This is a genomic window from Pseudomonas sp. NBRC 111123, from assembly GCF_001320205.1.
Taxonomy (GTDB): domain Bacteria; phylum Pseudomonadota; class Gammaproteobacteria; order Pseudomonadales; family Pseudomonadaceae; genus Aquipseudomonas; species Aquipseudomonas putida_J.
Map to the genome: position 1 here is coordinate 18,690 of NZ_BCAZ01000005.1, position 22,781 is coordinate 41,470.

At 64.5% G+C, this 22,781-nt stretch carries 21 protein-coding genes; 13 read left to right on the forward strand and 8 right to left on the reverse strand.

The window, feature by feature from the left end; translation table 11 throughout:
- Positions 1-31 precede the first annotated feature (31 nt).
- Entirely contained in the window at positions 32-1,276 is a 1,245-nt protein-coding gene (locus APH27_RS04390) for a saccharopine dehydrogenase family protein (RefSeq protein ID WP_054887353.1), read from the forward strand.
- A 103-nt stretch (positions 1,277-1,379) separates the two neighbouring features.
- Here APH27_RS04390 and APH27_RS04395 read toward each other — a convergent pair whose 3' ends face one another.
- Entirely contained in the window at positions 1,380-2,426 is a 1,047-nt protein-coding gene (locus APH27_RS04395; protein WP_060484091.1) for a class I SAM-dependent methyltransferase, read from the reverse strand.
- Between the two features lie 591 nt (positions 2,427-3,017).
- On the opposite strand from APH27_RS04395, the gene APH27_RS04400 reads away from it, so the two are divergent.
- The 9 genes from APH27_RS04400 (at position 3,018) to APH27_RS04440 (ending at position 13,305) form a co-directional block, all read left to right on the forward strand.
- Positions 3,018-4,346 carry a UDP-glucose/GDP-mannose dehydrogenase family protein gene (locus tag APH27_RS04400; RefSeq protein WP_060484092.1) on the forward strand — a complete coding sequence of 443 codons (1,329 nt, stop codon included), beginning with the start codon at positions 3,018-3,020 and terminating at the stop codon, positions 4,344-4,346.
- Positions 4,343-5,317, forward strand: coding sequence for an NAD-dependent epimerase (locus APH27_RS04405; protein ID WP_060484093.1), 975 nt, complete (start codon positions 4,343-4,345; stop codon positions 5,315-5,317). Before APH27_RS04400 ends, APH27_RS04405 begins: the two co-directional genes overlap by 4 nt.
- A gap of 35 nt (positions 5,318-5,352) precedes the next feature.
- Positions 5,353-6,096, forward strand: coding sequence for a glycosyltransferase family 2 protein (locus APH27_RS04410; protein ID WP_027916821.1), 744 nt, complete (start codon positions 5,353-5,355; stop codon positions 6,094-6,096).
- The gene (locus APH27_RS04415; RefSeq protein WP_027916822.1) at positions 6,093-6,365 is read left to right on the forward strand and encodes a lipid-A-disaccharide synthase N-terminal domain-containing protein; all 273 of its coding nucleotides are present in this window, start codon (positions 6,093-6,095) and stop codon (positions 6,363-6,365) included. Before APH27_RS04410 ends, APH27_RS04415 begins: the two co-directional genes overlap by 4 nt.
- 3 nt (positions 6,366-6,368) lie before the next feature.
- Positions 6,369-7,925, forward strand: a complete 1,557-nt coding sequence (locus APH27_RS04420; RefSeq protein WP_060484094.1) for a glycosyltransferase family 39 protein — start codon at positions 6,369-6,371, stop codon at positions 7,923-7,925.
- A complete protein-coding gene (locus tag APH27_RS04425) occupies positions 7,922-8,884 on the forward strand; it encodes an SdiA-regulated domain-containing protein (RefSeq protein WP_082434988.1) in 963 nt (320 codons plus the stop codon). Before APH27_RS04420 ends, APH27_RS04425 begins: the two co-directional genes overlap by 4 nt.
- A 91-nt stretch (positions 8,885-8,975) precedes the next feature.
- Positions 8,976-10,196, forward strand: coding sequence for a putative DNA modification/repair radical SAM protein (locus APH27_RS04430; RefSeq protein ID WP_060484095.1), 1,221 nt, complete (start codon positions 8,976-8,978; stop codon positions 10,194-10,196).
- Positions 10,187-11,032, forward strand: a complete 846-nt coding sequence (locus APH27_RS04435; protein WP_060484096.1) for a TIGR03915 family putative DNA repair protein — start codon at positions 10,187-10,189, stop codon at positions 11,030-11,032. Before APH27_RS04430 ends, APH27_RS04435 begins: the two co-directional genes overlap by 10 nt.
- Positions 11,033-11,202: 170 nt before the next feature.
- Complete coding sequence (locus APH27_RS04440) at positions 11,203-13,305, forward strand: TonB-dependent siderophore receptor (protein WP_371262694.1); 2,103 nt, start codon at positions 11,203-11,205, stop codon at positions 13,303-13,305.
- Between the two features lie 264 nt (positions 13,306-13,569).
- Here APH27_RS04440 and APH27_RS04445 read toward each other — a convergent pair whose 3' ends face one another.
- The 3 genes from APH27_RS04445 to APH27_RS04455 form a co-directional block, all read right to left on the reverse strand.
- The gene (locus APH27_RS04445; RefSeq protein ID WP_060484098.1) at positions 13,570-14,541 is read right to left on the reverse strand and encodes a biotin-dependent carboxyltransferase family protein; all 972 of its coding nucleotides are present in this window, start codon (positions 14,539-14,541) and stop codon (positions 13,570-13,572) included.
- Entirely contained in the window at positions 14,538-15,413 is an 876-nt protein-coding gene (locus tag APH27_RS04450) for an allophanate hydrolase subunit 1 (protein WP_027916828.1), read from the reverse strand. Before APH27_RS04450 ends, APH27_RS04445 begins: the two co-directional genes overlap by 4 nt.
- A 92-nt stretch (positions 15,414-15,505) precedes the next feature.
- Complete coding sequence (locus APH27_RS04455; RefSeq protein ID WP_060484099.1) at positions 15,506-16,264, reverse strand: 5-oxoprolinase subunit PxpA; 759 nt, start codon at positions 16,262-16,264, stop codon at positions 15,506-15,508.
- Positions 16,265-16,380: 116 nt separating this feature from the next.
- On the opposite strand from APH27_RS04455, the gene APH27_RS04460 reads away from it, so the two are divergent.
- From APH27_RS04460 to APH27_RS27000, 3 genes are all read left to right on the forward strand, one after another.
- On the forward strand, positions 16,381-17,298 hold the full coding sequence (locus APH27_RS04460) for a LysR family transcriptional regulator (protein ID WP_027916830.1): 918 nt from the start codon (positions 16,381-16,383) through the stop codon (positions 17,296-17,298).
- 182 nt (positions 17,299-17,480) lie between these two features.
- The gene (locus APH27_RS04465) at positions 17,481-17,939 is read left to right on the forward strand and encodes a hypothetical protein (RefSeq protein ID WP_305728785.1); all 459 of its coding nucleotides are present in this window, start codon (positions 17,481-17,483) and stop codon (positions 17,937-17,939) included.
- Complete coding sequence (locus APH27_RS27000) at positions 17,888-18,103, forward strand: EamA family transporter (RefSeq protein WP_305728786.1); 216 nt, start codon at positions 17,888-17,890, stop codon at positions 18,101-18,103. Before APH27_RS04465 ends, APH27_RS27000 begins: the two co-directional genes overlap by 52 nt.
- 1 nt (position 18,104) lies before the next feature.
- Here APH27_RS27000 and APH27_RS04470 read toward each other — a convergent pair whose 3' ends face one another.
- The 4 genes from APH27_RS04470 to APH27_RS04485 form a co-directional block, all read right to left on the reverse strand.
- The gene (locus tag APH27_RS04470; RefSeq protein ID WP_060484182.1) at positions 18,105-19,370 is read right to left on the reverse strand and encodes an OprD family porin; all 1,266 of its coding nucleotides are present in this window, start codon (positions 19,368-19,370) and stop codon (positions 18,105-18,107) included.
- 81 nt (positions 19,371-19,451) lie between these two features.
- A complete protein-coding gene (gene mhpT, locus APH27_RS04475) occupies positions 19,452-20,636 on the reverse strand; it encodes a 3-(3-hydroxy-phenyl)propionate transporter MhpT (RefSeq protein ID WP_060484100.1) in 1,185 nt (394 codons plus the stop codon).
- A 166-nt stretch (positions 20,637-20,802) separates the two neighbouring features.
- Complete coding sequence (mhpE, locus tag APH27_RS04480) at positions 20,803-21,813, reverse strand: 4-hydroxy-2-oxovalerate aldolase (RefSeq protein WP_027916833.1); 1,011 nt, start codon at positions 21,811-21,813, stop codon at positions 20,803-20,805.
- The gene (locus tag APH27_RS04485) at positions 21,810-22,742 is read right to left on the reverse strand and encodes an acetaldehyde dehydrogenase (acetylating) (RefSeq protein ID WP_027916834.1); all 933 of its coding nucleotides are present in this window, start codon (positions 22,740-22,742) and stop codon (positions 21,810-21,812) included. The genes mhpE and APH27_RS04485 overlap by 4 nt, the downstream gene beginning before the upstream one ends.
- Positions 22,743-22,781: the final 39 nt, after the last annotated feature.

Below are 22,781 nucleotides of genomic sequence, written 5' to 3' on the forward strand. Positions count from 1 at the left end.
CCGGCTTTCCAAGTAAGGAGCAAAAGGTAAATTGAAGAAGAACGTTCTTATCATTGGTGCAGGAGGTGTCGCCAAGGTGGTGGCCCACAAGTGCGCGCAGCATAACGACGAACTGGGTCGTATCGCTATCGCGTCACGGAACATCTCCAAATGCCAGGCCATCATCGACAGCGTCAAGGCCAAGGGTAGCCTCAAGGTACCCGCCGACATCCAGGCCTTCTCGCTCAATGCCCTCGATGTCGAGGCGACCAAGGCACTGATCCGCGAGACCGAATCGCAGATCGTGATCAACGTCGGTTCCGCCTTCCTCAACATGTCGGTGCTGCGTGCCTGCATCGATACCGGTGTCGCCTATCTGGACACCGCCATCCACGAAGAGCCGGGCAAGATCTGCGAGACCCCGCCGTGGTACGGCAACTACGAGTGGAAACACCTCGAAGAGTGCCAACAAAAGAACATTACCGCCATTCTCGGCGTCGGTTTCGACCCGGGTGTGGTGAACAGCTACGCAAAACTTGCGCAGCAGCAGTACTTCGACAGCATTGATTCGATCGATATTCTCGACGTCAATGCCGGTTCCCATGGCAAGTACTTTGCTACCAACTTCGACCCGGAAATCAACTTCCGTGAGTTTACCGGGCAAGTATGGAGCTGGCAGAACAGCCAGTGGACCAGCAACACCATGTTCGAAGTCAAGCGTACCGACGACTTGCCGGTAGTAGGTTCGCAGAACCTGTACCTGACCGGCCACGACGAAGTTCATTCCATCTCGAAGAACCTCAATGTGCCGAACGTGCGTTTCTGGATGAGCTTCGGCGAGCACTACATCAATGTGTTCACCGTGCTGAAGAACCTCGGCCTGCTGTCCGAGCAACCGGTGAAGACTGCCGAAGGCCTGGAAGTGGTGCCGCTGAAAGTGGTCAAGGCCGTGCTGCCTGACCCGGCCTCGCTGGCCCCGGGCTACACCGGCAAGACCTGCATCGGTGACCTGGTCAAGGGCACCAAGGACGGTAAGCCGCGCGAAGTGTTCATCTACAACGTGGCCGACCACGAAGAAGCCTACGCCGAGACCGATAGCCAGGGTATTTCCTACACCGCCGGTGTACCGCCAGTGGCCGCGGCCTTGCTGGTCGCCCGTGGCGAGTGGGATGCCAAGCGCATGGTCAACGTCGAGGAGCTGCCAGCCGAGCCGTTCCTCAAGGCGCTGGACGTGATGGGCCTGCCGACCCGCGTGAAAGATGAAAATGGCGATCGTCCCTGGGACGCTGAAGCCTAAGCAGTAAACAGAAGGGGCGCCAACATGGCGCCCCTTCTGCTTTACCAGGCCCGGCCCCTTCGCGGCGGTTCGACGCCTCGAAGACGCCAGTGCCGGTTGTCACCTATTTACGGGCCTCCAGGATCAGGTTGAACGGTGTCTGCGTCGCCCGCCGGAACTGTGTGAACCCCGCCTCCTCGAACACCGCCCGCAACCGCGCCTCCCCGGCCTGGGCCCCCAACCCCAGCCCCACTTCCTGGGACAACGAATTCGGCGTGCAGATGAACGTCGACGCCGCATAGAACAAGCGCCCGACCGGCGTCAGGTTGCCCTCCAGCGAATCCTCGGCATAGGGTTCCACCAGCATCACCGTGCCGTCCGCCTTCAGCGCCCGGTAGGCATGCTTCGCCGCGCCCACGGGGTCGCCCATGTCATGCAGGCAATCGAAGAAGCACACCAGGTCGTGGTCATGCCCCGGGTAATCCTTGGCCGATGCCTGCTGGAAGCTCACGCGCCCCGCAAGCCCCGCTTCGCGCGCACGCTCGTTGGCCGTGGCAATGGACGGTGCGTGGTAGTCATAGCCCGTGAAGGTAGACGCTGGAAACGCCTGCGCCAGGACCAGGGTCGAGGCGCCATGGCCACAACCGACATCCGCCACCTTGGCCCCGGCCTGCAGCTTGGCTACCACACCTTCCAGCGCCGGCAGCCAGTCCGCGACCAGAAAGGTGCGGTAACCGGGCCGGAAGAAGCGCTCGGTGCCACTGAACATGCACGGGTGGTGGTCACCCCAGGCCAGCCCGCCGTCGCCGCGCATGGCCGCCACCAGCTTGTCCTTGTCATGGAACAGCGCCGCGATGACCGCCGCGCCACCGGCCATGTAGGCCGGCGAGTCTTCCAGCGCCAGGGCCATGGCCTGCTCCTCTGGAAGGACGAAGGTGCCCTTGTCATGCACCATGTAGCCAGACGCTGCCTGGGCGTTGAGCCATTCACGCACCAGCCGTGGGTGGCATCCGGTCTTCGCCGCCAGTGCCTCGGGGCTGGTCGGCTGGCTGTCTGCCATGGCCCGATACAGCCCGAGCTCATCGCCGAGGATCACATTGGCCAGGGTCGCCGCAGCGCCCATGTCTCCAACCAGCTTACCCACGAATTCGTGAAGCCTTGCCTCGTCCATGACCTGCCCTCCTCTGCAAGAAGGCCACCGTCGACGAGGAAATCCGGTTCAAGGGGAGCGGTGGTCAGCGGGATAATGGGTATGTATCGGATTTAAGTTTAGTCTCTCGACGCGAACGGTGGACAATGCAATGCCGTGCGCGGCTGACAAACAGGAAAAAGAATCAACCACATCTAAAGCAATTTCTCGACAGTTACTGTCATACAACTGTCACCTCTTACTTCAACTTATTCCTAAGAAAGCGCCCGTCTTTCTGGCACTTCATAAATGGCTGTCTAAGCTCTCGATTTGTGCCTTCCCCTGATTGGGGCGCGTGCACGTTACATGTGCTGATTTTCCCCCGCTAATACCAGGCCTCGCCAGTTGCGCTTTTTCGCGCTGATGGCAGCTGTACGTCTTTTATTTCCAGAAACTAACGGGTGCGCAAGAAGTCGCCAGGCCGAGCAGCATCGGCCGGCGGGCTCAGGTAACAAAAATTAAACAAGAATGTGACATTTTTTTTCAGCTTTTTCGCCAAGGATCTGTCCGGCCGAATCCCAAGCCCCTGCGTGCAGGGCTACCGACTACAGGTTCACACCATGGAGCTGCTGAATGAAGGTTACGGTTTTTGGTACCGGCTATGTCGGCCTGACTCAGGCAGTCTGCCTGGCCCAGGTGGGGCATTCGGTGTTGTGCATGGATATCAATGCCGAACGGGTTGCAACCCTCAGCAAGGGGCATTGCCCGATCTTCGAGCCCGGCCTTGCGCCGCTGCTGGAAAAGAGCCTGGCTTGCGGTCGCCTGCGTTTCACCACCGACGCCCGTGAAGCGGTGCAACATGCAAAATTGCAGTTCATCGCCGTCGGCACCCCGCCCCAGGCCGATGGCAGTGCCGACATGCGCCATGTGTTCGCCGTGGTCGACAGCATCCTCCAACATGCCGATGGCCCCAAGGTCATCGTCAACAAGTCCACCTCGCCGGTCGGCACGGTAGACCGCATCAAGGCGCGCATCGGCCAGGCCGTGGCCGATGGCGAACGCTACCAGGTCATCAGCAACCCCGAATTCCTCAAGGAAGGCTCGGCGGTGGATGATTGCATGCGCCCGGACCGCATCATCATTGGCGGTGCCGCACCGGCCGAGGTCGAGCTGCTGCGCGAGCTGTACCAGCCATTCAGCCGCAACCGCGAAAAGCTCATGGTCATGGATGCACGCAGCGCCGAGCTGACCAAGTACGCCGCCAACTGCATGCTGGCGACCAAGATTTCCTTCATCAACGAAATGGCCAACCTGGCCGAGCTCCTGGGTGCCGACATTGAAATGGTCCGTCGCGGCATCGGCTCGGACCCGCGCATCGGCTATGACTTCATCTACCCCGGCTGCGGTTTCGGTGGTTCGTGCTTCCCCAAGGATCTGCAGGCACTGCGCAAGAGTGCCGAGGCCGTAGGCTTCGACCCGCAGCTGCTAAGTGCAGTAGAGGCTGTCAACCAGCGGCAGAAGAGCCGCCTGTTCAGCAAGATCCAGCGCCACTACCCAGGCGGGGTGCAGGGCAAGGTCTTCGCCTTGTGGGGGCTATCGTTCAAACCCAACACCGATGACATTCGCGAAGCCTCCAGCCTGGTGTTGCTCGAAGCGCTGTGGGCCGCCGGCGCCAGCGTCCAGGCCCACGACCCGCAGGCCATGGAGGACATTCAGCGGCACTACGGCCAGCGCCCCGACCTGACGCTGGTGCCCTGCAAGGACGATGCGCTGGAAGGCGCCGATGCCCTGGTGATCGTCACCGAATGGCAAGACTACCGGGTGCTGAACCTGGACAAGGTCCCGCAGCAGCTGGCTGACCGCGTGGTGTTCGACGGTCGCAACCTGTTCGAGCCCGAGCACATGGCCGCCGCCGGCCTCACGTACTACGGCATCGGCCGTGGCCAGGTGAAACAGCCATGACCGTTCTGATCACCGGCGCAGCCGGATTCATCGGTTTTCACCTGGCGCGCCGTTTGTGCGAAGCGGGCGTCGAGGTGGTCGGCATCGACAACCTCAATGCCTACTACAGCGTCGAACTCAAACTGGCACGCCTGCAACAGTTGCTGACCTACCGCAACTTCCGCTTCCAGACGGTCGACATCGCCAATGCGGCCGACCTGCAGCAACTGTTCGCCGGGCAGCCATTCAGCGAAGTGATCCACCTGGCGGCGCAGGCCGGTGTGCGCTACTCGCTGGACAACCCCAGTGTCTACGGGCAGTCCAACCTGACCGGTTTTCTCAACCTGCTCGAAGCCTGCCGCCAGCACCCACCGCGTCACCTGGTCTATGCCTCCAGCAGCTCGGTGTACGGCGCCAACAGCAAGCAGCCATTCAGCATCGACGACCCGGTCGAGCAGCCGATTTCGCTGTATGCCGCAAGCAAACGCGCCAACGAGTTGATGGCGCACAGCTACGCGCACTTGTACCAGTTGCCGGTCACTGGCCTGCGCTTCTTCACCGTCTACGGCCCGTGGGGCCGCCCCGACATGGCGCTGTTCAAGTTCACCCGGGCGATGCTCGCTGGCCAGCCGATCGAGGTCTACAACCATGGCCAGATGGCGCGTGACTTCACCTATGTCGACGACATCGTCGAGAGCGTCCTGCGCCTGCGCCTGAAGGCCCCGCAGCCCGGCGCCGGGCAAGCACCCTGCCAGCTGTTCAACATCGGCCGCGGCCAGCCCGTGCGGCTGCTGGAGTTCGTCGAGTGCCTGGAAAACACGCTGGGCATCAAGGCCCGGCGCAAGTACCTGCCCTTGCAGGCCGGTGACGTGCTGGAAACCTGGGCGGATGTCGACTCACTGACGCGCTGGATCGATTTTTCGCCGAGCACACCGCTGGAGCACGGCGTTGCCGCATTCGTCGGCTGGTACCGGGATTTCTACCGGGTTTGAACCTCGCCACCATTACAAGAACACAGGTAGCCTCAATGAATGACCCTATTGACCTCTCGGTACTGATCCCCGCCAAGAATGAGGTCGACAACCTGCCGGCATTGCTGGGGGAAATCCGCACGGCGCTGGCCACCGAACATTACGAAATACTGGTGGTCGACGATGGCAGCAGCGACCAAACCCTCAACGTGCTGCAGCAGTTGAAACAACAAGGCTTCACGCAATTGCGCATCCTGCGCCACGACCGCTCGCTGGGCCAGAGCACCTCGATCTGGCACGCCGCCCAGGCCGCTCGCGGGCGCTGGCTGGCCACCCTGGATGGCGACGGGCAGAACGACCCGGCCGACATCCCCGGCATGCTCGCCCTGGTGCGCGGCAGTGAAGACCTCGGCGGCGGCATCAAGCTGGTGGCCGGGCACCGCGTCAACCGCCGCGATACCGCCAGCAAACGCTGGGCCTCGCGTTTTGCCAACGGCCTGCGCAGCCGCCTGCTCAAGGACGCCACGCCAGACACCGGCTGCGGCCTGAAGCTGATCGAGCGTGACGCCTTCCTGCGCCTGCCCTACTTCGACCACATGCACCGCTTCATCCCGGCGCTGATCCTGCGCCACAAGGGCCGCATGCTGGTGCACCCGGTCAACCACCGCCCACGCCATGCTGGGGTATCCAAGTACGGCAACCTGGACCGTGCCCTGGTCGGCATTCTCGACCTGGTCGGGGTCTGGTGGCTGATCCGCCGCACGCGCCTGGACAGCCAACCACAGGAGCTCGAAGGATGACCCGCGAAACCCTCTGGCTGATCGTCGGCTTCGCCGGTCAGGTCGTGTTCACCGGCCGCTTCGTCCTGCAGTGGCTGTACAGCGAATTCAAGAAACGCAGCGTGATCCCGGTGGGCTTCTGGTACCTGAGCATGCTCGGCAGCGCTTTGCTGCTGATCTACGCCATCTACCGCCAAGACCCGGTATTCATCATCGGCCAGTCGTTCGGCCTGGTGGTGTACCTGCGCAACCTGCAACTGATTGCCCGCCACAAAGAGCAGAAGGAATAACCCTTGCCAAGGTTCAAGACGCTCGGGGCCGAACGCCTGGCCCTGGTTGTACTCGCCGTGCTGCTGGTAGGCGCCGGTATCGGCTGGCGCCAGCCGATGAACGTCGATGAGGAACGCTTCCTCGGCGTGGCCCTGGAAATGCTCCAGAGCGGCAACTGGTTCATCCCCCATCGCGCAGCGGAAATCTACGGCGACAAACCACCGCTGTTCATGTGGACCGTGGCCCTGTTCAGTTACCTGACCGGTTCACCAAATGTCGCCCTGTACCTGCCGGGGCTGATGTCGGCGGCGACCATCACCCTGGTGCTGCATGACCTGGGGCGGCGTCTGTGGACCCGGCGTATCGGCGTGATTGCCGCGCTGCTGTTCCTGGCGACCTACCAGAGCTACAGCATCCTGCGGACCGGGCAGATCGACAGCTTTCTGTGCCTGTGGGTAGCGCTGGGCCTCTACGGCATGGTCCGCCACCTCTTGCTCGGGCCGGCCTGGGGCTGGTTTTACCTGGCCTGTGCAGCCATGGGCCTGGGCATCATCAGCAAGGGCGTGGGCTTTGTTCCGGCACTGATGCTGCTGCCCTATGGCTGGGCCGTGCGCAAGCGCTGGCGCGGCGTGGTGGCCTACCCTGGCCAGGCCTGGCGCTGGAGCCTGGGGCTGGTCTGGCTATTGGCAGGTTGCGCCGTGTGGCTGCTGCCGCTGCTGGTCTCCATTGCCCACGGGGGGGGCGCGGCGGAGCTGGCCTACCTGAAGGAGATTCTGCTGCGCCAGACCGCCAGCCGCTATGCCAATGCCTGGGACCATCGCGAGCCATTCTGGTATTTCTTCGTCAAGGTCATCCCACAGTACTGGCTGCCGCTGATCCTGGCCCTGCCGTGGCTGGTGCCGGCCTGGCGCCGACAGCTGCAAAAACGCGATGGGCGTTTCCTGTTGCTGCTCGGCTGGGTCGCCCTGGTGCTGCTGTTCTTCAGCCTGAGCAGCGGCAAGCGCAAGCTCTACATCTTCCCGGCCCTGCCCGGCCTGGTGCTGGCCATCGCCCCGCTGGTGCCTTGGCTGCTCAAACGCTGGTGGCAGCGCCGCCCCGGCTGGCGCAAGGCGTTCACCGCCATTGCCCTGACGTGGTTCTGCCTATGGTTCGCACGTGGCTTCGTCGAGCCCATCAAGGAAGGCCGCAACCCTCACGAAACCTTGATGAGCGACGCCGCACGCGCCACCGGTAGCGCCGAGCTGGTGCTGGTCAACTGGCGTGAAGGGCACTGGCTGTTCGCCCATCAGCCCATCGTTCATTTCGGCTTCGCCAACCAGTCCAAGCCCGAAACGGCGGTGTACTGGTTACGCCATAACCCGGCAGCCTTCGCCTTGATTCCGGCAACGGAACTGGGCCGTTGCTTCAACGCCGACAAGGCTCACCGGCTGGGCGATACCTCGCGCGCCGAGTGGTACGTGGTCGGCGCCGATGCCGACAACGGCCAATGCCAGCCCGCTGCACCGGCGCAGGTCTACCACTTCGCCTGGGCCGACACCCCCGGCAATCTGCAAACCGCCGCTCAGGGGGCTGCACAATGACTACCCAGACCCTGCCCGCCCCGCGCCGGCACCTCTGGCAGCGCTTGAACCGCTGGGGCCAGCTCGGCGCAGTGGCGGTGCTAGTGGCCATGGCCTTGATCGGCATCGAAGCCGCGCGCTCGTTCTGGCCCCAGCAGCTCTACGCGCACCTGAGCAACCACTGGACGGGTGACACTGCGCCCGGGAAGAACCTCTGGCTGCCGGCCTTTCAGGTCACGATCGACGCCAGGGTGGTGGAGCCAGGCCTGAACAACCTGTCCGGCATCGCCTACGACTACGACCGGGACCGGCTGCTGGCAATCACCAATGGTGTGCCCATGGAATTGCTCGAGCTGAGCAAGGGCGGCGACGTTTTGGCGCGCTACCCGCTGGTGGACTTCGAAGACACCGAGGGCCTGGCGTACCTGGGCAATGGCCGCGTGGCCATCAGCGATGAGCAGATGCAACGGCTGGACGTGATCACCCTGCCCGCCCCCCCGCAGCCGATCCATGCCAGCGAGGCGCAGTGGATCACCCTCGACATCAACCCGACCTACCGCAACAAGGGCTTCGAGGGGGTGACCTACGACCGGCAGCACGATCGCCTGTTCGCCATCAAGGAGCGCGACCCGCGGCAGCTGTTCACCGTCACCGGCATGCTCACGGCGCTCGGCGGCGGCCCCCTGCAGTTGACAGTCAGCGACCGCCGCGACTGGGTCAAGCGCAGCGTGTACGCCACCGACCTGTCCGACGGCTACTATGACCCGAACACCGGCCACCTGCTGGTGCTCAGCGACCAGTCGAAGAACATCACCGAACTCGATGGCGATGGCCGCTTCGTCAGCATCCGATCGCTGCGGGCCTGGCTCGGCGGGCTGCAGCATGACGCCCCGCAACCCGAGGGCATGACCATGGACAGCGCCGGCAACCTCTATATCGTCAGCGAGCCCAACCTGTTCTACCGCTTCAGCAAACCCTGAAGCCTGGCACCTCGACCTTTCGCCGCTGGCCCCTTGCAAATGCACAAATCTCGAAATACTGTATGAATATTCAGTATTTCGAGACATCCCCATGCAGCTCATCGCCAAACTCGGCATTCTCGCCGATGCCGCCAAATACGATGCTTCCTGCGCCAGCAGCGGCGCGCCTAAACGCAGCTCGCGCGGCAGCGAAGGCCTGGGCGCGACCGATGGCATGGGCATCTGCCACAGCTACACCCCCGATGGCCGCTGCGTGTCGCTGCTCAAGGTGCTGCTGACCAACTTCTGCCTGTATGACTGCCAGTACTGCGTCAACCGCCGTTCCAGCAATGTGCCGCGGGCCCGCTTCAGCCCCGAGGAAGTGGTGCGCCTGACCCTGGACTTCTACCGGCGCAACTGCATCAGCGGCCTGTTCCTCAGCTCCGGCATCATCCGCTCGGCCGACTACACCATGGAGCAGCTGATCCGCGTGGCGCGCCTGCTGCGTGAGGAGCACAACTTCCGTGGCTACATCCACCTCAAGACCATCCCCGATGCCGACCCGCTGCTGATCGAAGAAGCCGGACGCCTGGCAGACCGCCTCAGCGTCAATATCGAATTGCCCACCGACGCCAGCCTCAAGCGCCTGGCCCCGGAAAAACAGGCGCACACCATCCGCCAGGCCATGGGCGTGATCCATCAGGGCCAGCAGGCCGTAGCCGATGAACCGAAAGCCCCGCGCTTCACCCCGGCCGGGCAGAGCACCCAGGTCATCGTCGGCGCCGACGCCACCGACGACAGCACCCTGCTGCGCAACGCCGAGTCGCTGTATCAGGGTTATGGGCTCAAGCGTGTGTACTACTCGGCCTTCAGCCCGATCCCCGACAGCCCCGGCAGCGTCCCCCTGGCCGCCCCGCCACTGTTGCGCGAACACCGCCTGTACCAGGCCGACTTCCTGCTGCGAAGCTACGGCTACAAGGCCGGTGAGCTGCTCGGCCAGGCCGGCAACCTGGCGCTGGACATCGACCCGAAGCTGGCCTGGGCGCTGGCCAACCGCGAGGTATTCCCGCTGGATGTGAACCGCGCAGAGCCCGCGCTGCTGGCACGCATTCCCGGCATCGGCCTGCGCAGCGTGCAACGGCTGGTGGAACTGCGCCGCGAGCGGCGCGTGCGCTATGACGACCTGATCCAGCTGCGCTGCGTGCTGGACAAGGCGCGGCCGTTCATCGTCACCAGTGATTACCGCCCCGCCGATGGCGAGCTGCGCAGCGGCGTGCTCAGGGCGCGCCTGCGCGAACCCCAGGCGCCGCAGCAGATGGGGTTGTGGGGGTGATTGCGCTCGATTGCGATGACCAGTTCGGCACTTGGCGCAGCCAGGCCCGTACCCTGCTCGGGCACGGTATCGACCCCGCCAACGTGACCTGGGCACAAGGCCCGATCAGCGACCTGCTGGCCCTGCCCACGCCCCTGCCAGAAGGCCCCGGCCCGTTTCGCGCCAAGGTGCCCGCCACGCTGCTGACGCAACTGGAGCAAGCCGCACGCTACCGCGGCGAGCAACGCTGGAACCTGCTGTACGAGGTGCTCTGGCGCGTGGCCCACGGCGACCGCACAGCAATGCTGGCCGGTGACCGCCTGGGCAGCGAATTGCAGCGGCGTATCAAGCAGGTCAGCCGTGAAGCGCACCATCTGCACGCATTCGTGCGCTTCGTGCCACTACCAGAGGCACTGGCCGAGCAATTGCAACTTGATCTGGTGGCCTTCCACGAACCTGCTCACGACATCCTGGAAAGCGCCAGCGCGCATTTCGCCGACCGCCTCGGGCGCCAGCGCTGGCTGATCGCAACGCCACAGGACGGCATTCGCTTCGACGGCCAAGCCTTCGAATATCACCGCCGTTGCCCGAACGATTGGCGCCAATGGGCACAACATGCCGAAGACCCCGGCGCTGAACTGTGGCGCACCTACTACCGGCACACCTTCAACCCGGCCCGGCTCAACCCCGATGCCCTGCGCCTGCACATGCCGGGGCGGTTTTGGCGGCACCTGCCGGAAGGCATGCTGATTCCACAGTTGGAGGGGTTGGCGCGGCAAGGCAAACAGCGCGATGGGCAAGCACTGGAAGTGGCCAGCCAGCGTGGCAAGAAGATCACCCGCTCCGGTGATTTGTGAAAAATTTGTAATAGATTTGGCATACCACCTTCCCAAAGTGCGAAACATCCTGACAAAATTACTGCTAATCATTCTCATATTCACTTGTATTAGCAGTCATCAGGAGCCCACCCGTCATGCTGTCGCCCCTCGCGCACACGCGCCCCCTGCCCGCCCGCAACCTGCTCGCCATGGCCGTGTGCATGGCCATCGTTACCCCGGCCCTGGCCGAAGATGCCCCAGCCACGCTGGAACTGGGTGCCACCGAAATCAGCTCGGACGCGCTGGGCAGCACCACCGAGGGTTCGGGGTCCTACACCACCGGTTCCATGTCCACCGCCACAAAGTTGCCGATGAGCATGCGTGAAACGCCCCAGGCGGTCACCGTGATCACCCGCCAGCGGATGGACGACCAGGCCATGACCAGCGTAAACGACGTGGTCAAGGCCACCCCCGGCCTGTTCCTCGACTATTCCAACGGCCCAGGCCGGCAGAGTTACTCGTCGCGCGGTTTTGACATCGATAACCTGATGTACGACGGCATCCCCAGTGGCTACACCGGCTGGGTGGTCGGCGCCCAGCCGAACCTGGCAATGTTCGATCGAGTGGAAGTGGTGCGTGGCGCCACTGGCCTGGTCACCGGTGCGGGCAACCCGTCGGCGGCCATCAACTTCGTGCGCAAGCGCCCGCTGGCCGAGCAGAAGGTCACCCTCACCGGCGCCGCCGGCAGCTGGGACGACTATCGCGGCGAAATCGATGCCTCCAGCCCGCTCAATGACAGCGGCACCCTGCGCGGGCGTGTGGTGGCGTCCTACCGCGACGCCAACAGCTACGTCGATGATGTCGAGGAAGACCACGGCCTGTTCTACGCGGTGACCGAGGCGGACCTGTCCGATGACACCAGCCTGATGCTCGGTCTCTCGCACCAGAAGGACAAGACCAACTACTTCTGGGGCGCCATGCCCACTGCCCTCGACGGCCATCACATGGGCTTCTCGCGTTCCTATAATCCGGGCACCGACTGGGAGAACAAGGACCAGGAAATCAACACCCTGTTCGCCGAGTTGCACCACCGCCTGGCCAATGACTGGAAGCTTCAGCTCAACGCCAACTACTCGCAGCAGGATGCAACCTTCACCGGCTCCTACCAGTCGCGCTGGGCAGGCCTGCAGGCGCCGCTGCAACGCACGGTCTACCAGTCCAAGCACCAGGAAAACCAGACTGGCCTGGACGGTTTCGTCAGCGGCCCGTTCGAGCTGCTCGGCCGCACCCACGAACTGGTGGTCGGTGCCAGCAAGCGCATCTATGACATGGACACCCGTAACTACAGCCCGTACGACATGTTCTGGCCGATCAACGGCAGCAAACCGGACTTCGTGCACACCGGCAACCAACGCGAAGTCACCACCCAGGATGGCGTGTACCTGACCACCCGGCTGAACCTGGCCGACCCGCTCAAGCTGATACTCGGCGGGCGCCTGGACTGGTACGACTACGACAACCGCGATGGCGACGGCGACTACAAGGTCACCCGCAACGTCACCAAGTATGCCGGCCTGATCTACGACCTAGACGACCACCATTCGGTTTATGTCAGCTACAGCGACATCTTCACGCCGCAAAGCAACAAGGACACTTCCGGTACCCCGGTGAAACCGATCGTGGGCAAGAACTACGAGGTCGGCATCAAGGGTGAATACTTCGACGGCGCCCTCAATGCCAGCGTCGCGCTGTTCCGCATCGACCAGGAAAACCGTGCCACCCAGGTCTTCGTCGCGGATTGCCCGCAGACGTCGTGCTACGAAGCCTCGGGCGAGGTACGCAGCCAGGGTATCGACATGGAACTGCAAGGCGCCTTGACGCCCAACTGGCAGATCGGTGGCGGCTATACCTATGCGCGCGCGCACACCATCAAGGACGCTGCCAACCCTGCCAACGTCAACCAGCGTTTCGACACCGACACACCGGAGCACCTGTTCAAGCTGAACACCGTGTACCACTTCCAGGGCCCACTGGAAAAGCTGCGCGTCGGTGGCAACATCTCCTGGCAGAGCCGTATCTACAACGACTTCACCGTCGCCGATGGCAGCGAGTACCGGTTGGTCCAGGGTGCCTATGCGGTTACCGACCTGATGGCCGGCTACCGGGTCGACCAGCACCTCGACCTGCAGCTCAACGCCAACAACGTGTTCGACCGCAAGTACTACTCGGCCATTGCCAGTTCAGTGGACTATGCCGGCGATACCTGGGGGGCGCCGCGCAACCTGATGCTGACGGCCAAGTACAGTTTCTGATTGTTCGCCGTTACATCTTCAGCGCTTTTGAGACCGAGCGCCGCCCGCGCGGCGCATCGCGGATGAATCCGCTCCTACATTTGTTGCAACGTGGCCACGCCTGTTACGCCAGGGTTGTCAGCCCTGGCGCATGTCTTGAGCCGTGCAAACCGGCTGGCAACCCTGGCGTAACAGGCGTGGCCACGTTGCAGCAAATGTAGGAGCGGATTCATCCGCGATGCGCCGCGCGGGCGGCGCTCGGCCTCACAGGCACTACTGATTCAATCAGCCAAACAGCCTGGCCAGGCAGCTGAGCTTCTTCTTGTACGAACGCCGGGCTGCCAGTGCATCCTCAAGGCTCACCGCCAGGAACCGCGCCTGCTGGTTCGGCTGCATCTGCCCGATCAGGTCCAGGTCGGCACTGATCACCGTGCCGATCATCGCGTAACCACCGCCCGACACCGCATCCCGGTGCAGGATGATCGGCTCCAGCCCTGCCGGCACCTGGATCGAGCCGATCGGGTAGCAACTGTCGACGATGTTCGACGGGTCCGACCCCGCCCCGAACGGTTGCTCGCGTGGCTGGAAGCTCAGCGCACCCCCGCCCTTGTAGCGATAGCCGATGCGGTCGGCCTCGGAGCCGACGGTCCAGGCATCGGTGAAGAAGCGCTTCGCCGCCGCCTCGGTCAAGCGGTGGAAATACAGCCCAGGCACCACCCGCAGCACCACCTCGCCGCCCAGCGATTGGCGCAAGGCCATCGGCAGACTGGCCCCGGCGCGGCTCTTGCCACTCGGCACGCCGACCGCCAACAGGTCACCGGCCACCAGCTTGCGCCCTTGCAAGCCACCGAGCGCACCCAGTGCATAGGTCGAACGGCTACCAAGCACCTCGGGCACATCGATGCCGCCCGCCACAGCCAGGTAGGCCCGCGCGCCGGCCGTGGGGAAGCCGAAGCGCAACACCTGCCCGGCACGCACCGCGAAGGCGGTATCCGGGCGCTGCTCGCGGCCATCGAGCAGCACCGGCATCTGCGCACCGCACACCGCAACCAGCGCGTCATGCTGAAACTCCAGTTCCGGCCCTACCAGGGTGCACTCCAGGCCTGCCGCAGAGGCCGGGTTGCCGACCAGGTGGTTGGCAGCCTGCAGCGCATACTGGTCCAGCGCACCAGAGGGCGGGATGCCCAGGTGGTAATAACCTTCGCGGCCCATGTCCTGCACCGAGGTGGCCAAACCGGGTTTGATGACCTTGATCATGCCAGCACCTCCTGCAGCGATCTGGGGTAGCCGACCGGGTCGGCAAGGAATGCATCCAGCGAGAACTCCACCGGACGGATACGCAGGTCGAAGCGCCCATCCTCCACATCCGCCACAGCCTGGTCATACGCTTGGCGATCAATGGGCTTGAACTGCACGATATCGCCCGGGCGGAAGAACACCATGTGCTCTTTCAGGTACGCCAGCGACTGCTGGGGGTCGTAGATCGGTGCCGGGGTCACGCCGAACATCTGGTAGCCCCCTGCCCCGCGTACCGAATAGATGCAGCCGAAACAGCCACCATGGCCAAGGGTCAGCTTGGGCGTGTCGGTGCGCGGGCGCAGGTACTTGGGCACCTGCAGCTGGCGCTCGCGCTCGACCATCTGGAACATGAACGGCAAGCCGGCGACGAAGCCGACCATCGACACGAACCACGGCGCGCCACTGTGCGCGGCAATGAACGCCTCGACGTCGGCCAGCCCGTTGATACGCGCCGCATATTCCAGGTCGGTGCTGTTCGGGTCCTGGTGGCGGTCACGAAAGCGCATGAGCGTTTCGTGGGTCCAAGGGTCGTTGTACAGCACCGGGATCTCGATGATCCGCGTGCTCAGCGAACGCTCGGCCACCGCTTCGGCCTCGGCGCCACGCACCGCTTCGAGCAGTGCCTCGGGGGCGATGCGGTCGGGGTCGAAGCGGATCTGGAACGAGGCGTTGGCCAGGCAGATGTCGAGCACGCCCTCCAGCGCCAGGCGCTCCACCGCACGGGTCACCGCCATGCCCTTGAAGAAGGCCTCGAGCGACATGCTGTCGCTGACTTCGGCGAACAGGTGCTCGTCGGCACCGAAGCTGTAGCGGATCGGGGTACTGGCCATGTCTGCTCCTTTTTTGGAATCTTTATCGAACGGCAGGCAAAACAATCCTGTGCTGCAGGCCGTGGCGTCTTCGCGCCAGCAGCCACTGAAACTCAACGCGGTGCACGCACCTCGATGCCGGCGGCATCCAGCGCCGTACGCGTGGCTTCGACCAGGTCGAGCGCACCGGGGGTGTCGCTGTGCAGGCAGATCGAATCGAACTCGATTGCCAGGTCCTGGCCTTCCACGGTGCGTACCTGGCCCTCCTGGCAGGCCCGCAGCACCCGCTCGGCGACCCGCTGCGGTTCGTAGCCACGCACGTTGCGGGTGAACACGATGGAGCCACTCAGATCGTACTCGCGGTCGGCGTAGAACTCGCGCACCACCGGCTGCCCGAGGTCCTGGGCAATGCGGCAGATCACCGAGCCGGGCATGCAGTACAGCAACAGCTCGGGCTCGATCACCTGCAGGTTTTCCACCAGCAGGCGCGCGGCCTCTTCGTCACGGGCCAGGTGCATGTACAGCGCGCCATGGGGCTTGATGTGCTGCAGCCTGACGCCCTGCGCCCGGGCAATCTCGCGCAGCGCACCGAGCTGGTAAAGGATATCGTCGACCAGTTCCTGGGCCGGTGCATTGATGTGCCGGCGGCCGAAGCCGACCAGGTCACGGAAGCCTGGGTGCGCGCCCACGCCCACGCCCAGCGCCTTGGCCCGCTCGACGGTGCGGCGCATGGTCCCGGGGTCGCCGGCATGGAAGCCGGTGGCGATGTTGGCCGAGCTGATGAAGGCCATCAGTTCGTTGTCGACGCCATCGCCGATGGTCCAGGGACCGAAGCCTTCGCCCATGTCAGAGTTGAAATCCACTGCCCGCATCGCTGTTCTCCTGGCTTGTGACGGCATGCAAGCCACGGTAGATTCTCCCGACCCCCTTGGGAAGATCTATAAACAGATAGGGTGTCTTCTGAAAATCAGATACCCAGGAGCCCACCGTGTCACTGACCCTGCGCCAGGTTCGCTATTTTGTCGCCACCGCCGAGATCGGCCAGATCTCCCAGGCGGCGATCCACCTCAATATTTCCCAGTCGGCAGTCACCACCGCGATCAAGGAACTGGAAGCGATGCTGGGCGTGTTGCTGTTCCAGCGCTCGGCCCAGGGCATGAGCCTGACCGACGCTGGCCGGCACTTCCTCAACCGCGCCTACGTGATCCTGCGCAGTGTCGACGATGCCCTGAACAGCCCGTTGCCCGATGTGCGCGCCAGCGGCCTGTTGCGCCTGGCGGCGAGCTACACGGTGATCGGCTACTTCCTGCCGCACCACTTGCAGCGCCTGGAACACTGGCACCCGGACGTGACCCTGGAAGTCCATGAGCAGGAGCGCAGCGCCATCGAGCAAGGCCTGCTGGAGGGGCGTTTCGACATGGCGGTGGTGCTCACCGCCAACCTCACCCACCCGGATATCGTCTCGGAAACCTTGTTCAACTCCGAGCGCCGGTTGTGGCTGCCCGGCCATCATCCCCTGTGCGAACGCTCGGCGGTGAGCCTGGCCGACGTGGCCCGGGAGCCGTACATCCTGCTCACTGTCGACGAGGCCGAGCAGAGCGCCATGCGCTATTGGCAACAGGCCGGGCAACGGCCGAATGTGCGGGTGCGCACCAGCTCGGTGGAGGCGGTGCGCAGCATGGTCGCCAATGGCAGCGGCGTGGCGATCCTCTCTGACCTGGTGCACCGCCCGTGGTCGCTGGAAGGCAAGCGCATCGAGACGGTGACCATCACGGACCCAGTGACGCCGATGAGCGTCGGCCTGGCCTGGCACCGCGAGCGCGCGTTCAGCCCGGCGATGCAGGCGCTGCGCAACTACTTCCATGATGCCTTCCTGGCGCCGCAGCAACTCTCGGCCCGGCGCTGAGCCCAAGACCGTTCACAAATCCTGTAGGAGCGGCCTTGTGTCGCGAAAGGGCCGCAGCGCGGCCTCGGCAAATCATGCGGCGAAGCTGAGATTGTGGGGGGCGCTGCGCACCCCTTTCGCGACACAAGGCCGCTCCTACAGGTGTTAGACGCGCCGGCCTTTTTTCAAACCAAGAGCAAGCAATGCGCATCACCAGCGGCCCTGCCACCACCGCCTGCGGTCTGGCGGCGATCCTGCTGTGGAGCACGGCAAGCGGCCTGATCCGCAGTGTCAGCGAGTACTTCGGCCCGATCGGTGGCGCTGCGCTGATCTACACCTTTGGCGCCGCCCTGCTGGTGCTGCTGCTCGGTCGCCCACGCCTGCGCCATGCCTCGCGTTTCTACCTGATCTCCGGCTCCGCGCTGTTCGTCGCCTACGAAGTCTGCCTGAGCCTGGCCCTGGGTTTCGCCGTCAGCCGCACCCAGGCCATCCAGCTGGTCGTGGTCAACTCTCTGTGGCCGAGCCTGACCGTGCGTACTGGGTCAGCAGCGAAACGCTGCCGCCCTTCTCGCTGCGTCGCAGCCTGGAGCTGCTGGCGGCTGCGGTGGGCATGGCCGCCGGCTACGCCTTGTGGAACATCGGCATCCTGCGCGGCAACCTGACCCTGCTGGCGACCGCTTCCTATTCGGCGCCCATGTTGTCGTCAGCCTTCGCCGCCGCCTGGCTGGGCGCTCACCTGGGGCTGCAGTTCTGGCAGGGTGCGTTGCGGGTGACGGCCGGCGCGCTGCTGTGCTGGCAGGCTACCCGCCAGCGCGCAGCCAGCTGAATCACCAGAGCCTGACGGTGTAGTCCAGGTTCACCCGCAGTTCGTTGTCATCGCGGTGGGTCGCCCCCGCCGCGAAGTCATTGCGATACCAGGCATGGCGCAGGCGCAGCGTCACGCCTTTGAACGTGCCCTGCTGCACGGCATACGACAGCTCCACATCCTTCTCGCTCTCGCTTGACCCGCTGCCGCCCAGCTGCGCCAGCTCGATGTTGTCGCCGCGTACATAGCGCAGCATGCCCTTGAGCCCCGGCACCCCGAACGGGGCGAAGTCCTGGTCGAACCTGGCTTGCCAGCTGCGCTCCTTGGGGTTGATGAACTCCGAGCTGAGCGTACCTTCGGTGATCACCAGCGGCTCGGTGCCGTACACGTACGGCATGGCGGTGTCGCCATCCAGGCGCATGTAGCCCACGCCTAGGCTGTGGCTGGCCCAGGTGTAGGTCAGCATCAGCGCGGTGTTGCGGTTGTCGACCTTGCCGGCCTTGGCAGCACCGTCCTCACCGGCAACGAACAGGCGGAAATCGCTCTTCAGGCGGCCGGCACCGACCGCGCGGTCGTCGACGAAACCGAAGTAGTCCTTGCGGTACATCTGGTCCAGTTCGGCATGGTAGTAGCGCAACGTCAACGCGTCGGACCAGGCGTAGTCGCCCCCCAGGAATGTGAAGCGGTCCGAGGTGGCCGCGCCATTGAAGCGGCCGTTGGGCGCGGCGACACTCATCTTCTGATAGTCGGTGGAATCGCGCAGGTTGATCCGGTCGAGCCAGCCGGCGTGCAGGCTGAAACGGTCGATATCGCTGGAGCGCAAGTAGGCGCCCCGGAAGGTCTGCGGCAGCAGGCGCGTGGGGCTGGCAAAGGCGATCGGCAGGAAGGTGCTGATGGTGCCGCCTTGCAGCTCGGTGTGCGAAATCCGCACCTTGCCGGTCAGGCCCAGTTCGGAATACTCGTCCGCGAGTTCACGGGTTGTCCGGTCGAACGGCAGCAGGCCGGTGCCCGCACGGTCAGGCGAAGAGTCCAGCTTCACCCCAAGCATGCCCTTGGCATCCAGGCCGAAGCCGACCGGCCCCTCGCTGAACCCGGAGCTGACATTGAGGATGAACCCTTGGGCCCACTCGCGGGCGGCGGCCTGTGGTGTGGTACCCAGGTAGTTGCGGTCGAAGTAGTAGTTGCGCAGCACCAGGTCGGCGTGGCTGTCTTCGACAAAGCCAGCGGCATGGGCAGCACTGCTGAAGAACAGGCCAACGGCCAGGCAGGTTTTCGGGGCCTTGTGCATGGTCATTTTACTTTCTTGTAGTTGTAGGAAGCCCTGCCGCAGGCGCAGCAGGGAGCACGCAAGGTCGAGCAGCGCGTGGGGTCAGACTGGGCGGCGGCCGATCAGGCGGAACAGCGCCAGCGCGGCAATCACCACACCCGGGGCCGAGGCCAGCAACACGCCGGCGGAACCGGCGCCAAGGGCCAGCATCTGGCCGGCCACCAGCGGCCCGCTCATCGCCCCCAGGCGGCCGACGGCGACGGCCGCACCCACGCCGGTGGCGCGCACGCGCACGGGGTAGAAATGCGGTGCCAGGGCATACAGCACGCCCTGCCCGCCGGTGGCGAAGAAGCCCGCGCAAAAGCCGGCGGCGAGCATGCCGCGCAGCTCGCTGGCCAGCCCCAGGCCGGCCAGCGCCGCGAGAATGCCCAAGTACACCAGCGCCGCCGTAGCCCAGGCCGGCAGGCGTTCGAGCAACAGGCCCAGGGCCAAGGTACCGATGGCTGCGCCGATCTGCAGGGCGAACATCACCCAGCTGGCGTCATGGCTGCTGAAGCCCTGGCCGACCAGCAGGCTCGGCAGCCAGTTGATGAGGATGTACACCACCATCAAGGTGAAGAAGTAGCTCAGCCACAGCAACCAGGTCGCCCCCTGGCCGAACAGCTCGCGGCGCAGGTTCGGCGTGGCCTCGGCCTGGGCTGTGGCGCGAAACTGGCCGGACTCGGGCAGGTAGCGCAGGAGCAACGGCAGGATCAGCAGCGGCCCGGCACCGCCGACATGGAACACCCGCTGCCAGTCACCGCTGTAGCCGGCAATACCGATGCCCGCGGCCAGTGCCGCGCCCAGGGGCACACCACAGTACATCAGGCTCACCGCGCTGCCGCGCAGGCGCTGGCCGGCGGCTTCACTGGTGAGCGCGATGAGGTTGGGCAGTGCTGCGCCCAAGCCGACACCGGTCAGCAAGCGGGCCGCCAACAGGCTGGGCAGGTTCCAGGCATGGGCCGTGGCCAGGGAGAACACACCGAACAGCGCGACCGAACCGATCAGCACACGCTTGCGGCCTACGCGGTCGGCCAGCCAACCGCCGATCAGTGCGCCGGGCAGCAAACCGAGGATACCGGCGCTGAACACCCAACCCATTTGCAGCTTGCCCAGCGCGAAGGCGCTGGCCATGCCGGGGGCGGCGATGCCGGCCGCTTGCAGGTCAAGGCCTTCGAGCAGGGCGACGAGGAAACACAGGCCGATCGTGGTGGCCACGCGCGGCGATGCATTAGCAGAATCAGTCATTGGGGTTACCCGTATTGTTTTTGTATTAGGTCGTCCTTGAAAGGGGGCTGCTTCGCAGCCCATTCGCGGCTGAAGGCCGCTCCTGCAGGGAATGCCGTCTCCCAAAGAACGCGGTCTCCTGTGGGAGCGGCCTTCAGCCGCGAATGGGGCGCAAAGCGCCCCCGGGTCACGATTTCATCAGGTCCAGCGCCACATCGACGATCATGTCTTCCTGACCACCTACCATCCGCCGCTTGCCCAGCTCGACGAGAATGTCCACTGCCTTGATGCCATAGCGGGCAGCGGCCACTTCGGCATGGCGCAGGAAGCTTGAGTAGACCCCGGCATAACCCAGTGCCAGGGTTTCCCGGTCCACCCGTACCGGGCGGTCCTGCAGCGGCCGCACCAGGTCGTCGGCGGCATCCATCAGCGCATACAGGTCAGTGCCGTGGTTCCAGCCGAGCTTGTCGGCGGCGGCGATGAACACTTCCAGGGGCGCGTTACCGGCTCCAGCGCCCATCCCGGCGAGGCTGGCATCGATACGGTCGCAGCCCTCTTCCACTGCGGCGATAGAGTTGGCCACGCCGAGGCTGAGGTTGTGATGGGCGTGGATGCCGGTGTGGGTCGCCGGGTCGAGCACGGCCTTCACCGCGCGCAAACGCGCACGGATGTCGTCCATGTTCATCGCACCACCGGAGTCCACCACGTAGATGCAGGTGGCGCCGTAGCCCTCCATCAGCTTGGCCTGTTGCGCCAGCCCTTCGGGCGTCTGCATGTGGCTCATCATCAGGAAGCCGACGGTGTCCATGCCCAGTTCACGGGCGTATTCGATGTGCTGGCGCGAGACGTCCGCCTCGGTGCAGTGGGTGGCCACGCGAACGATGCGCGCACCGGCGTCGTAGGCGTTCTTCAGGTCATGAATAGTGCCGATCCCTGGCAGCAGCAGCGTGGCAATCTTGGCGTGGTTGACCGCGTCGGCCGCTGCTTCGATCCATTCAAGGTCGGTGTGGGCACCGAAGCCGTAGTTGAAGCTGGAGCCCTGCAAGCCGTCGCCATGGGCCACTTCGATGGAGTCGACCTTGGCCCGGTCGAGGGCACTGGCGATGGCGCGCACGTCGTCCAGCGAATACTGATGGCGGATGGCGTGCATGCCATCGCGCAGGGTCACGTCACTGATGTAAAGCTTCTTGCCGTTCATGCCAGGGCTCCCATCGCCAGGGCCATGCGCTCGGCGGTGGCCAGCGCGGCGGAGGTCATGATGTCGAGGTTGCCGGCGTAGGCCGGCAGGTAATGGGCGGCGCCTTCGACTTCGAGGAACACCGAGGTCTTGAGGCCGGTGAAGGTCCCCTGCCCTGGCAACTTGAGGTTGCGCACTTCTTCGAACTGCACCTGCTGCTTGAGGCGGTAACCTGGCACGTAGGCCTGCACGGCGGCAGACATTTCCTCGATGCTGGCCGCCACCTGCTGCTGGTCAGCGGCCTCGCTCAGCACGTACACCGTATCGCGCATCATCAGCGGCGGCTCGGCGGGGTTCATGATGATGATCGCCTTGCCCTTGGTCGCGCCGCCAATCACTTCGATGGCCTTGCTGGTGGTCTCGGTGAACTCGTCGATGTTGGCGCGAGTACCCGGGCCTGCGGACTTCGAAGCGATCGAGGCAACAATTTCGGCGTAGTGCACCTTGGCCACCCGCGACACCGCCGCGACCATGGGGATGGTGGCCTGGCCACCGCAGGTGACCATGTTGACGTTGGTCGCCTGCAGGTGCTGCTCCAGGTTGACCACCGGCACGCAGTACGGGCCGATGGCCGCCGGGGTCAGGTCGATCATGCGCAGGTCGGCCTTATGCTGGCGCAAGAAGGCGTCGTTCTTCACATGGGCGCCGGCGCTGGTGGCGTCGAAGACGAAATCGATGTCCTTGAACACCGGCAGGCGGGCCAGGCCCTGGACCCCTTCATGGGTGGTGGCCACGCCCATGCGGGCAGCGCGGGCCAGGCCATCGGAAGCCGGGTCGATACCGACCATCGCGGCCATCTCCAGGTGCTTGGCGTTGCGCAGGATCTTGATCATCAGGTCGGTACCGATGTTGCCGGAACCGATGATGGCGACTTTGCGTTTGTGGCTCATGGGGGTCTCCGTCATTCGCCGCTGAAGGTCACGCCGACA